Annotated in this window: 11 protein-coding genes and 1 riboswitch; of the genes, 8 read left to right on the top strand and 3 right to left on the bottom strand. The window is 73.4% G+C overall.

What is annotated here, in order from left to right; all coding sequences use genetic code 11:
• Positions 1–224 precede the first annotated feature (224 nt).
• Positions 225–1,178, top strand: a complete 954-nt coding sequence (pgfA, locus tag ABD086_RS16515; RefSeq protein WP_343908675.1) for a cell envelope lipid trafficking protein PgfA — start codon at positions 225–227, stop codon at positions 1,176–1,178.
• On the opposite strand, the gene ABD086_RS16510 is transcribed toward pgfA, so the two are convergent.
• Entirely contained in the window at positions 1,150–2,397 is a 1,248-nt protein-coding gene (locus ABD086_RS16510; protein ID WP_343908674.1) for a calcium-binding protein, read from the bottom strand. The genes pgfA and ABD086_RS16510 overlap by 29 nt on opposite strands.
• Positions 2,398–2,576: 179 nt before the next feature.
• Positions 2,577–2,732, top strand: a riboswitch (cyclic di-AMP (ydaO/yuaA leader).
• Positions 2,733–2,734: 2 nt separating this feature from the next.
• Here ABD086_RS16510 and ABD086_RS16505 point away from each other — a divergent pair.
• Entirely contained in the window at positions 2,735–3,073 is a 339-nt protein-coding gene (locus ABD086_RS16505; protein WP_343908673.1) for a transglycosylase family protein, read from the top strand.
• 13 nt (positions 3,074–3,086) lie between these two features.
• Here ABD086_RS16505 and ABD086_RS16500 read toward each other — a convergent pair whose 3' ends face one another.
• Together ABD086_RS16500 and ABD086_RS16495 are read right to left on the bottom strand one after the other, a co-directional pair.
• Complete coding sequence (locus ABD086_RS16500; RefSeq protein WP_343908672.1) at positions 3,087–4,304, bottom strand: RNA polymerase sigma factor; 1,218 nt, start codon at positions 4,302–4,304, stop codon at positions 3,087–3,089.
• The gene (locus ABD086_RS16495) at positions 4,301–4,711 is read right to left on the bottom strand and encodes a YciI family protein (RefSeq protein WP_343908679.1); all 411 of its coding nucleotides are present in this window, start codon (positions 4,709–4,711) and stop codon (positions 4,301–4,303) included. The genes ABD086_RS16500 and ABD086_RS16495 overlap by 4 nt, the downstream gene beginning before the upstream one ends.
• 222 nt (positions 4,712–4,933) lie before the next feature.
• Here ABD086_RS16495 and ABD086_RS16490 point away from each other — a divergent pair, with 222 nt between their 5' ends.
• Genes ABD086_RS16490 through ABD086_RS16465 form a run of 6 tightly spaced genes read left to right on the top strand, consistent with a single transcriptional unit; the run spans position 4,934 to position 12,131 of the window.
• Positions 4,934–6,820, top strand: a complete 1,887-nt coding sequence (locus ABD086_RS16490; protein ID WP_343908671.1) for a phosphoenolpyruvate carboxykinase (GTP) — start codon at positions 4,934–4,936, stop codon at positions 6,818–6,820.
• 54 nt (positions 6,821–6,874) lie between these two features.
• Complete coding sequence (locus ABD086_RS16485; RefSeq protein WP_343908670.1) at positions 6,875–7,753, top strand: FAD binding domain-containing protein; 879 nt, start codon at positions 6,875–6,877, stop codon at positions 7,751–7,753.
• Positions 7,744–8,220, top strand: coding sequence for a (2Fe-2S)-binding protein (locus ABD086_RS16480; protein ID WP_343908669.1), 477 nt, complete (start codon positions 7,744–7,746; stop codon positions 8,218–8,220). The genes ABD086_RS16485 and ABD086_RS16480 overlap by 10 nt, the downstream gene beginning before the upstream one ends.
• Complete coding sequence (locus ABD086_RS16475) at positions 8,217–10,586, top strand: aerobic carbon-monoxide dehydrogenase large subunit (RefSeq protein ID WP_343908668.1); 2,370 nt, start codon at positions 8,217–8,219, stop codon at positions 10,584–10,586. The genes ABD086_RS16480 and ABD086_RS16475 overlap by 4 nt, the downstream gene beginning before the upstream one ends.
• Positions 10,567–11,178 carry a nucleotidyltransferase family protein gene (locus ABD086_RS16470; RefSeq protein WP_343908667.1) on the top strand — a complete coding sequence of 204 codons (612 nt, stop codon included), beginning with the start codon at positions 10,567–10,569 and terminating at the stop codon, positions 11,176–11,178. Before ABD086_RS16475 ends, ABD086_RS16470 begins: the two co-directional genes overlap by 20 nt.
• A complete protein-coding gene (locus ABD086_RS16465) occupies positions 11,175–12,131 on the top strand; it encodes a LysR family transcriptional regulator (protein ID WP_343908666.1) in 957 nt (318 codons plus the stop codon). The genes ABD086_RS16470 and ABD086_RS16465 overlap by 4 nt, the downstream gene beginning before the upstream one ends.
• Positions 12,132–12,247: the final 116 nt, after the last annotated feature.

Raw genomic sequence — 12,247 nt, 5'->3', positions numbered from 1 at the left:
AGCTGGTCGAGCTGGCCCCCGGCGTCACCGAGGCCGAGGTCCGCGAGAAGACCGAGCCCGACCTGGTGACCGCGTTCTGACGCCAGGGCAGTCGCCGCGGTCGGGGACCTCGCCCACGGCAACCTGTGACGTCGGGGGCGGCCCACTGCTCGTTCGGCGATCGCACGGAAAACTCGGGACCTTTGCACCTAGCCGTCCGGCGCCGGACGAGCGCCACTGGACTCATGCGCAAGCTGGTCGCGCCGATTCTCATCGGGCTCGGCGCCTTTCTCATCGCCGCGGCGGTGGTCGCCCAGGTCTGGGCCCCCGGGCAGATCGAGCGGACCCCGCTGGACACCGACAACACGACCCGCCTGGCGGGTGATGCCCAGGTGGCCACCGGCCCCGACCTCGAGCTCCAGCCGACCGCGGTGCTCGCGTGGAGCGGCAACCAGGTCGACAGCAAGGCCTCGACCGACCACGTCGCGGTGTGGTTCACCTCGTTGTGCGTCGTGCGGGACGAGGGCGGCATCGACGGCTGCGTCCGGGCCAAGGACCCCCAGGGCCGGCTCATCAGCGCCGAGACCGACGTGTTCGCGACCGACCGGCACACCGCCCTCACCGTCCCCAACGACGGCTACGTGCCTCCGAAGACACCGCAGCAGGAGGGCCTGCAGAACAAGTGGCCCTTCGGTGCCGAGAAGACGACCTACCCGGTCTGGGACGGCGTCATCGGCGCCGCGGTCGACGCGAGGTACACCGGCACCGACGAGGTCGACGGGCTGCGGACCTACGTCTACCGGGCCGACGCGAGCGCCGAACGGGTCAAGGTGGTCGGTGACGTCAAGGGCAGCTACCTGCAGACGACCGAGTACTACGTCGAGCCCCGGACCGGTGCGATCATCAACCAGGTCGTGCACCAGGAGCGCGTCGCCCGCGGTGTCGGCAAGATCCTCGACCTCGACCTCGCCTTCACCGACGACCAGATCCGGACCAACGTCGACGACGCGCACGCGAACATCGGCCAGCTGCGGCTGATCGAGGACATCGTCCCCCTGGTCGGCTACCTCGCCGGCGGTCTCGCGGTGGTCGCGGGCCTGGCCCTGCTGCTGCTCGGCCGCCGCGGCCGCCGGGTCGGACAGGAGGGACCGGAGCAGGTCGCCGCAGCGGCTACTCCGTCAGCACCTCGCAGCTCGTGACGTCCTCCGCGTGGAGGCAGGTGTCGCGGCCCTCGTTGCCGACGACCCGGTCGGTGCCGTCCCCGGCGTCGATCCGGTCCCGCTCGCCCGAGCCCGTGACGACGTCGTCGCCGCCGAAGGTCTCGGCGCGGAACGGCCAGTAGTAGCCGCCCGTCACGACGTCGGCGTCCTCGGTCCCGAGGTAGACCCACCGCAGCCGGCTGGCGAGCTCGAGGTCGCCGACCGAGAGCAGCGTCCCGACCTGCTCGCCCTCCCGCTCGACGACGCCGTCGGCCTCGCGGACCGTGATCGTGGGGCCGGGGTCGTCCTCGGGACGGATCGTGCGCGCGGGCCGGCCCAGGTAGCCGCGGTCGTCCCCCTCGCCGCCGTCGAGCACGAAGCCGCGCCCCTGCGTGACCGCGCCTTCGACGACGTCGTCGCCGGCGTCGCCGTAGACCTCGCTGGGCTTCGACGACCAGGTGGTGACCTGGTCGTCGCCGCTGCCGCCGTGCAGCACGTCCCTGCCGAACCGGGCGAGGATCGTGTCCCTCCCCGGCCCCCCGTCGACCGTGTCGCGGTCGTTGCGGTGCGGCGCGTCGTACCCCTCCGGCAGGAGGAGGTCCGCGCCACCGCGGCCGAGGAGCGTGTCGTCCCCTCCGCCACCGACGAGGTGGTCGGGGCCGGCCCCGCCGGCCAGGTGGTCGCCGAACGCCGAGCCGACGACCTCGAGGCCGGCCATCGGGACGATCCGGTCCCGGCCTGCACCTCGGGCGGTGCCTCGGTCGAGGTCGACCCGGATGGGCCCGCCCGCCGTCGCGTACGTCACGCTGCCGTGGCCCCCGTCCTGGTCGACCCGGCGACCGTCGGAGCCGACGTCGAGCACGTCGTTGCCGGGACCGCCCGTGAGCTCGTCGGGGATCCGGTAGCTGCCGCCGCGGTCGGTCCCGATGCCGTCTCGCTCGCCGAACAGCCGGTCGTCGCCCGGACCTCCGGCGAGCCGGTCCGCGCCGTCGCCGCCGCAGACGAGGTCGTCGCCGCCGCCGGCGGCCACGACGTCGTCACCGCCCCGGGCCACGATCACGTCCGGGCCGGCGGTGCCGGTGAGCCGGTCGTCACCGGCCGTGCCGACGATCGTGGCGCGCTCGCCGTGGCAGGACGGCGGCGCCGCCTGGGCCGGCGCGGGTGGAGCCAGGGTGGCGGCGAGGAGCGCCGAGACGGGGAGGGCGAGACGCAGCTTCATGCCCCCGGTACGCCCGAGCCGGGGTCCTGGTTGCATCACGAATCGCCGGACGGGTGCGCAGCCTCACACCGCCGCCGGGTTGGGCGGCGCTCGGGCGTCTGCCTACCGTCGTGGGGTCCCGCGTTCCTGCGGGACGGTCCCCGTGCGCGCCCAGTCCTGCCCGGCCGGAGGCCGGACATCGACGGAAGACGCTCGGGCAGGAGCGGGGGAACCACACGTTCCACGGGCCGCACCGCGGCCCTCGGGGTGAAGCAACGGCCGGACACCACGGCCGTGGCCGGGCTACTCCAGCCCGAACCCGACAGCTCACCTCGCCGGCGCTCGCTGGAGATCTCTCATGCGCATGCGCACCCTCGTGTCGGCCGCCGCGCTCGCGGCGTCCACGCTCGTTCCGGTCCTGGCGCTCGACGCGCCGGCCGACGCCGTCAGCGGGAAGACCTGGAACCGGCTCGCCCAGTGCGAGTCGGGCGGTCGCTGGCACATCAACACCCACAACGGCTACTACGGCGGCCTCCAGATCAGCCTCGGCACCTGGCGCGGGTACGGCGGCAGGAAGCTCGCCTCGCTCCCCAGCCGGGCGAGCCGGGCCGAGCAGATCCGGATCGCCGAGCGGATCAAGAAGCACCAGGGCTGGGGCGCCTGGCCGGCCTGCTCGGCGCGCATCGGCGTCCGCTGAGGGACCAGGACGGTCAGCCCAGCGCGGCGATCTTCCGCTCGAGGAGCCCGCGCTCGCGCGCGTTGCCGCACAGGCGTACGGCGAGCGCGAGCTCGGCGCGCGCCTCGTCGGTGCGGCCGAGCCGGCCGAGCAGCTCGCCGCGCACGCTGGGCAGCAGGTGCGAGCCCGCCAGCGACCCGCCGGCGACGAGCTCGTCGACGACGGCCAGCGCCGCCGCGGGCCCCCGGGCCATCGACAGCGCGACCGCGCCGTTGAGCTCGACGACCGGGGACGGGGCGATCCGGCCGAGCGCCTCGTAGAGCAGCACGATCCGCTGCCAGTCGGTCTCGGCGACCGAGGGGGCGACCGCATGGCACTCGGCGATCGCGGCCTGGACGCCGTACGGCCCCAGGCCGCGGCCGACCCGGCCGGCCTGCGCCAGCGCGGCCCGGCCGCGGCGGATCGCCTCCCGGTCCCAGCGGCGGCGGTCCTGCTGCTCGAGCAGCACCGGGTCGCCGTCCGCGTCGAGCCGGGCGGGGAAGCGCGCGGCGGTCAGCTCGAGCAGGGCCAGCAGCCCGTGCACCTCGGGCTCGTCGGGCAGCAGCGTGACCAGGACGCGGGTCAGCCGGATCGCCTCGCGGGCCAGGTCGGGCCGGATCAGCTCCTCCCCGGAGGTGGCCGACGAGCCCTCGGTGAAGATCAGGTAGAGCACGCTCAGCAGCGGGCCGAGCCGGGCCCGGCACTCCTCGTCCGGTGGCACCTCGAACGGGACCCGGGCGGCCGACAGGGTCTTCTTCGCGCGGGTGATCCGGGCCTGCACGGTCGCGGTCGGGACCAGGAACCCGCGCGCGATCTCGTCGCTGGTCAGGCCGCCCAGCACCCGCAGGGTCAGCGCGACCTGCGCCTCCCGGGACAGCATCGGGTGGCAGGCGATGAACATCAGCGCGAGCAGGTCGTCGCCCGGTGCCTCCTCCCGCGGCGGCTCGTGCGCCAGCGCGGCGTACCGCTCGTCCAGCGCCGACCGGCGCCGGAACGCGTCGATCGCGCGCCGGCGGCCGGTCGTCAGCAGCCAGCCCGCGGGGTTGGCGGGTACGCCGTCGCGCGGCCAGCTGACCAGCGCCTGCGCCAGGGCCTCCTGGGCCACGTCCTCGGCGAGGCTGAAGTCGCCGGTGGAACGGGCCAGCGCCCCGACGATGCGGGCGGACTCGATCCGCCACACCGCCTCGACCGCCTCGCGCCCGGTCCCGGTCACAGCTGGCCGGTGCGCTCCCGCCAGGCCCGCTCCCGCTGGATCCACGAGTTGTCCTGCGGGAACTCGTCGATGGTCGGGATCCGGCGGATCTCCGCCTTCATGCCCGGCCCCGCCAGCGGCGCGCGCTTCGCCCACTCGACGGCCTCCTCCTTCGAGGCCACGTCGAGGACCCAGAAGCCGCCGAAGAGCTCCTTGGTCTCGCCGTACGGCCCGTCCGTCACGACCGGCGGCGTCGAGGAGTAGTCGACGACGACGCCCTCCGCCGGGTCGTCCAGCCCGTCCATCGCGACGAGCACCCCGGCGTTGATCAGCTCCTCGTTGAAGCGGCCCATCGTCGCGATGACCTCCTCGAAGTCGAGGTCCTGCATCGCCGCCGCCGACTCGTCGGTCGAACGCATGATCAGCATGTACTTCACGGTGTTCTCCTGCGAAGCTCCGGGTCCTCCTCTCGGGACCCTCTCACGGGTGGGTCGAACGGGGAGGGCCCCGGATCGACATCGCCGGCGGTCACCGATCCCGGCAGTGCCCGCCCGCGGGTGACTTACGTCCCTACCCCGGCGGGTGAGCGGAACGAAAGACTTGGGTACGGTGCGAGGCACCGGGCGAGCGGACCGAAAGGTGTGCAGTTCATGGTCGACGTGGAGAAGGCTCTCGACGAAGCAGGTCTGAAGAACGCCAGTGTGCGCGAGTACGTCGCACACTGGGCGGAGATCACCGGAGCGGACCGGGTGGAGGTCGTCGGCGCCGCCGACGACGCCCGGCTGCTGGCGGAGGCGCTCGACGCCGGGGAGCTGCAGCCGGCCGGCGACGGGCTCTACTACTCCCGCAGCTTCCACAAGGACACCGCGCGCTCCGAGGAGCGCACGATCGTCGCGACGAGCAACCCCGCGGACAAGGGCGTCTACAACAACTGGCGGCCCTCGTCCGAGATGAAGCCGCTGCTCGTGGACCTGATGCGCGGGGCGTCGACGGGCAAGACGATGTACGTCGTCCCGTACCTGATGGCGCCGCCGGGCTCGCCGCTCGAGCGGTACGCCGCGGGCGTCGAGCTGACCGACTCGCGCACCGTCGTCCTCCACATGATCCGGATGGCCCGGGTCGGCGCCCAGTACCTCGACGACCTCGAGGACCCGGACAGCTTCGTGCGGGCCGTCCACGTGACCGGCGACCTGGAGAACCTCGGCCAGGGCACGCCGCACGACCAGCGCTACTTCGTGACGGTCGCCGACGAGCGCACGATCCTGCACTTCGGCTCGTCGTACGGCGGCAACGCGCTGCTCGGCAAGATCGCGCACGGCCTGCGGCAGGCCTGCTACGACGGGTGGGCGTCGAAGGCGTTCCTCGCGGAGCAGTTCATGCTGCTCGGGATCGTCGACAAGGAGACCGGCAAGCGGTACCACGTCTGCGGCGGCTTCCCGAGCGCCTCGGGCAAGACGAACCTCGCGATGACGCTGGCGCCCGACGCGCTCGGCGACCGCTACACGGTGGAGTTCTACGGCGACGACATCGCCTGGCTGTGGGTGAACCCCGATGACGGCCGGGTCTACGGCATGAACCCCGAGAACGGGGTCTTCGGCGTCGCCAAGGACACCAACGAGAAGACCAACCCGACCGCGCTGGACGCGATCCGGCCCGGCAGCGGCGCGATCTTCACCAACGTGGCCTACAACGAGGACACCCACGAGGTCTGGTGGGAGGGCAAGACCAAGCACCCGCCGGCCGACGTCGCCGGCTGGCGCGACTGGAAGGGCCACCTGATCTCCGAGCGGGACCCGGACGACCAGTCGCCGTGGGCCCACCCGAACAGCCGGTTCACGACCACGCTCGCCAACGTCCCGAATGTCGCGACGAACTTCGAGGACCCGGCCGGCGTGCCGATCGACGCGATCATCTTCGGCGGCCGCACCAGCGACCGTGAGCCGCTGGTCCGGGCGATCCACGACATCGCCGAGGGCGTGTACGACGGGCTGACGCTCGGCGCGGAGGCGACGTTCGCCGCCGAGGGCGTCGACGGGCAGCTGCGCTACGACCCGATGTCGATGCGTCCGTTCATGGCCTACTCCGAGGGCGACTACGCCGCGCACTGGCTGGACATCATCGGCCGGGCGACCGACCCGCCGATCTTCGCGCACGTCAACTGGTTCCAGCGGGACCCCGAGGACGGCCACTTCCGGTGGCCGGGCTACCGGGAGAACCTCCGGGCGCTGCTGTGGCTGGTGGAGCTCAAGGACGGGCTGGTCTCCGGCCGGCAGACCCCGGTGGGCGTCCTCCCGCTCGAGGAGGAGCTCCGGCTCGACGGCCTGGAGATCGACGACGAGGACCTCGACGTGATCCTCGCCCTCGACCTGGAGCGCTGGTGCCAGGAGATGGGCTTCCGCGAGGCGCACCTGCGGGAGTTCCAGAACCTCCCCGAGGAGATCTGGGAGGCGCACCGGCGGGTGGCCGCGGGCCTGGAGGCCGACCGCCTCGAGTACGAGCGCCAGGAGGAGGAGCGCCTGGAGGCGGGGCCACGCTGATCTGGGCGTCGGTTTCCCCACCCGGGCGGGTGGGACCCCCGTAGCATCGGCGGTGTGCAGGTCCCGGCCCCGATCGAGTACGAGCGGGCGAGCAGCGTCGAGCATGCGATCGGGCTGCTCTCGCGACTCGGCGACGAGGCGCGGCTGATCGCCGGCGGGCACAGCCTGCTGCCGATGATGAAGCTGCGCCTGGCCAACCCCGAGTACCTCGTCGACATCAACGACCTGCACGACGAGCTCGGCTACGTCGACATCGCTCCGACCGAGGTGCGCATCGGTGCGATGACGCGGCACCGCGAGCTGCTCGAGTCGGACGAGCTGGCGAGCGTCTGCCCGATCTTCCGCGACGCCGAGCGCGTGATCGCGGACCCGCCGGTGCGCAACCGGGGGACGCTCGGCGGCGCGCTGTGCCAGGCCGACCCGTCCGAGGACCTGTCCTCGGTGTGCACGACGCTGGACGCGAGCTGCGTGATCCGGGGCCCGGACGGCGAGCGCCTGGTGTCCATGGACGACTTCCACCTCGGGCCGTACCAGACCGTCGTCCGGCACGACGAGATCCTGACCGAGGTGCGCATCCCGGTCCGTCCCCACGGCAGCAGCGCCTACGCGAAGGTCGACCGCCGCGCCGGCGACTGGGCGGTCACCGCCGCCGGCGCCGCGCTCTGGCTCGACGACAACGGCACGATCGCGGACGTGCGGGTCGGCCTGGCCGCGGTCGGCCCGAACACCACCGGCATCCCCGCCATCTCGGAGGCGCTGCGGGGGTGGGCGCCCGGACCGGACGCCTGGGCCGAGGCGGCGGCGATCGCCGCGGCCAGCTGCCGTCCCGTGACCGACAGCCGGGGAACCGCGGACTACAAGCGCCACCTGGCCGGCGAGCTCACCCGGCGTACCCTGCGCACGGCCTGGGAGCGGGTGGTGGCGTGGAGGTGACGCTGACCGTCAACGGCGAGCCGGTCACCCGCGACGTCGAGGCGCGGCTGCTGCTCGTGCACTTCCTACGCGACGAGCTCGGCCTCACCGGCACCCACTGGGGCTGCGACACCAGCAACTGCGGCAGCTGCGTCGTCCTGTACGACGGCGAGCCGGTCAAGTCGTGCACCGTGCTCACCGCGATGGCCGGCGGCCACGACGTCGACACCGTCGAGTCGCTCGAGCAGGACGGCGTGCTGGACCCGGTGCAGCAGGGCTTCATGGAGTGTCACGGGCTGCAGTGCGGGTTCTGCACCTCGGGGATGCTGATGTCCGCCCGCGCCCTCCTCGACCGCGACCCGGACCCGAGCGACGACGACATCCGCGAGGCGATCTCCGGCCAGATCTGCCGGTGCACCGGCTACGCCTCGATCGTGCGGTCGGTGCGCTGGGCCGCCGACCACCCGGAGGGGAGGATCGAGGCGTGATCACCGTCGACCGGGGCCCGGTCGGGCACGGCCGGATGCTCCGCAAGGAGGATCGGCGGTTCGTGCGCGGGCGCGGCCGGTACCTCGACGACATCACGCTGCCCGGCATGCTGCACCTCGCCGTGCTCCGGTCGCCGGTCGCGCACGCCCGCATCTTGTCCGTCGACACCCTCGCGGCGGAGGCGCACCCGAAGGTCCGGGCGGTCGTCACCGGCGCGATGCTCGCCGAGCGCGGCCTCGCCTGGATGCCCACGCTGTCCGGCGACGTGCAGGCGGTGCTGGCCACCGACAAGGTCCGGTTCCAGGGCCAGGAGGTGGCGTTCGTCGTCGCCGAGGACCGCTATGCCGCCCGGGACGCCCTCGAGCTGATCGACGTCGAGTACGACGTGCTCGAGCCGGTCGTCGACGTGCGCCGGGCCCTCGACCCGGACGCGCCGCTGATCCGCGACGACGTCGCCGGCAAGGCCGACAACCACTGCTTCGACTGGGAGACCGGCGACGCGGCGCAGACCGCCGCGGTCTTCGACCGGGCCGAGGTGGTGGTCCGGCAGGAGCTGGTGTTCCCGCGGGTGCACCCGGCTCCGCTGGAGACCTGCGGGGCGGTCGCCGACTACGACCGGGTCGAGGAGAAGCTCACGCTCTGGGCGACCACCCAGGCGCCGCACGCCCACCGCACCCTGTACTCGATGTTCGCCGGCATCCCCGAGCACCGGATCCGGGTGATCTCGCCGGACATCGGCGGCGGCTTCGGCAACAAGGTGCCGATCTACCCCGGCTACGTCTGCGCGATCGTCGGCTCGATGGTCACCGGCCGGCCGGTGAAGTGGACCGAGGACCGCACCGAGAACCTGATCGCGTCCGGGTTCGCCCGCGACTACGTGATGCAGGGCGAGATCGCCGCGACCCGCGACGGGCGCATCCTCGCGCTGCGCAGCCACGTGCTCGCCGACCACGGTGCGTTCAACGGCACCGCCGCCCCGCGGAAGTTCCCCGGCGGCTTCTTCGGCGTCTTCACCGGCAGCTACGACATCGAGGCGGCGTACTGCTCGATGACCGCGGTGCACACCAACAAGGCGCCCGGTGGGGTCGCCTACGCGTGCTCGTTCCGCATCGCCGAGGCGGTCTACCTCACCGAGCGGATGGTCGACCTGCTCGCCGACGAGCTCGGCCTCGACCCGGTCGAGCTGCGGCTGCGGAACTTCATCCGCAGCGACCAGTTCCCGTACACGTCGCGCACCGGCTGGGTCTACGACTCCGGCGACTACGCCGCCACGATGCAGGAGGCGCTGCGGATCGCCGGGTACGACGAGCTCCGGGCCGAGCAGGCCGCGCAGCGCGCCGCCGGGGACGGTCAGAGCCTGATGGGGATCGGCGTCTCCTTCTTCACCGAGGCCGTCGGCGCCGGGCCGCGCAAGGACATGGACATGCTCGGCCTCGGCATGGCGGACGGGTGCGAGCTGCGGGTGCACCCGACCGGGTCGGCGGTGCTGCGGATCTCGGTGCAGACCCAGGGCCAGGGGCACGAGACGACGTTCGCCCAGCTGGTGGCCGAGGAGCTCGGCATCCACCCCGAGAACGTCGACGTCGTGCACGGCGACACCGACAACACGCCGTACGGCCTGGGGACCTACGGCTCGCGGTCGACGCCGGTGTCCGGTGCGGCGGCGGTGATCGCGGCCCGGCGGGTCCGCGACAAGGCGCGGCTGATCGCGGCCGGGATGCTCGAGGTGGCGCCGGAGGACCTCGAGTGGACCAAGGGCCGGTTCGACGTGCGCGGCGTCCCGGGGTCGGGCGTGACGATCGAGCAGATCGCGATGCGGGCGCACGGGGCCGGCGACCTGCCCGAGGGCGTCGAGGGCGGGCTGGACGCGCAGGTCTCGTACAACCCCGACAACCTCACCTACCCCTACGGCGCCTACATCTGCGTGGTCGACATCGACCCCGGCACCGCGGTCGTGAAGGTGCGGCGGTTCGTGGCCGTCGACGACTGCGGGACCCGCATCAACGAGATGATCGTCGAGGGCCAGATCCACGGCGGCCTCACCGACGGCGTCGGCATGGCGCTGATGGAGTTCATCGGCTACGACGAGGACGGCAACTGCCTCGGCGGCTCGCTGATGGACTACCTGATCCCGACCGCGAAGGAGGTGCCCGACTGGGAGACCGGCATGACCGTCACCCCGTCGCCGCACCACCCGATCGGCGCCAAGGGCGTCGGCGAGTCCGCCACCGTCGGCTCGCCGCCCGCGGTCGTCAACGCGGTGATCGACGCGCTGGCGCCGTACGGCGTCCGGCACGCCGACATGCCGCTCACGCCGTCACGAGTCTGGGAGGCGATGCAGGGCCGTGCCACCCCTCCCCACTGATCCCACCGATCTCACCGACGTCACCGGGCTGGTGCTCGCCGCGGGCGGGTCCTCCCGGCTCGGCCGGCCCAAGCAGCTGCTGCCGCTCGGCGGTGCGACGCTGCTCGACGCCACGCTCTCCGTCGTGCGCCGGTGCGGGTTCGGCCAGGTCGTCGTGGCCCTCGGAGGGGCAGCCGACGAGGTCGCCGCGACCGTCGACCTCTCGGGCGTCGACGTGGTGCGCAACCCCGGCTTCGGTGCCGGGTGCTCGTCGTCGATCGTCGCGGCGCTGCCGTCGGTCGCCCCGTCGTCCCGGGGCGTCGTGCTCCTGCTCGGCGACCAGCCGGAGGTGACGGTCGCGGCGGTGCGGGCCGTGGCCGCGGCGGGGGGCGACCTCGCGGTGTGCCGGTACGCCGACGGCCTCGGCCACCCGTTCTGGCTCGGCCGCGGGCTGTTCGGTGAGCTCGCGAACCTCCACGGCGACAAGGCCGTGTGGAAGCTCGTGGACGCCGCCGGCGACTCGCTCGCGACCGTGCCGGTCGACGGCGAGGTCCCGGCCGACGTCGACACCGAGGCCGACTACGCGGCCCTCCTGGCGAGGTGGGACCGGTGACCCCGACCCAGCTCCGGGCGTTCGCGACCGTCGTCCGCCTCGGCTCGGTGAAGGCCGCGGCCGCCGAGCTCGAGGTGTCCGAGGCGGCGGTGTCGCTGCACGTCGGCCAGCTGCGCAAGGAGCTCGGCGACCAGCTCTTCAACCGCACCGCGTCCGGCCTCGCGTTCACCCCCGGCGGGCTGCGGCTGGCCAGCCGCGCGGTGGAGATGCTCGGACTCCAGGACCGCACCGTCCTCGAGGTGCGCGAGGCCGGGGTGGGCCGCCGGATGCTGCGGCTCGCGACCACCTCGCTGTTCGCCGAGTACGCCGCGCCGGGCCTGATCGGCCTTTTCGCCGACCGCGCCCACGACCTCGACGTCGAGCTCAGCGTCCACCGCGCCCGGGACTTCGAGCAGCTGCTGCTGACCCGCACGGTCGACGCGGTCGTCGGCCCGCGCCCGGCCACCGGCGCCCCGGTGCTGACCAGCAAGCTCTTCCTCAACTACCAGGTGCTGGCGGTCGTCAGCCCCGAGCACCCGATCACCCGGGGCCAGCCCGGCGTCGCGATGCTCCGCGAGCAGACCTGGCTGCTCGGGCCGTCGGCCGCGGACGACGCCGGGGTGATCCCGGGACTGCTGCAGCGGATCGGCGTACCCGAGGAGCGGCAGCAGATCTTCCAGTCCCATGCCGCCGCGCTCGAGGAGGCCAAGCGGGGCGGCGGCATCACCCTCGCGGTGGCGTTCGCCGTCGCCCAGGACCTCGCCGCCGGCGCGGTCGTCCGGGTGCCCGGCCGGCCGGTCCACGGCCAGGGCTCCTGGAACATCTCGATCCTCGGCGGCCAGCAGGCCACCCCCGCCGCCGAGGAGATGGCCCGCTTCGTCACCACGCCGCGCGCCACCCAGGCGATGCTCCGCGGCCGCGGCGTCACCCATGGCCGCTTCCGCCCCGCCGTGCACGTCACCCTCTGGAGCTGACCACCCCCGGGCCCGGTCCCGCGGGACGTCATACGGACAGTGTGTCCCCTTCCACCGTCCGTATGACGTCCCGCGGGGCGTTCTCCACAGGGGGCGCGGAGGGCCGAGCGCGGTCG

Source organism: Nocardioides aquiterrae (assembly GCF_039526625.1).
Lineage (GTDB): Bacteria > Actinomycetota > Actinomycetes > Propionibacteriales > Nocardioidaceae > Nocardioides > Nocardioides aquiterrae.
Note: the sequence above shows the minus strand (reverse complement) of the source record. Positions and strands in the feature narration are given on the sequence as shown.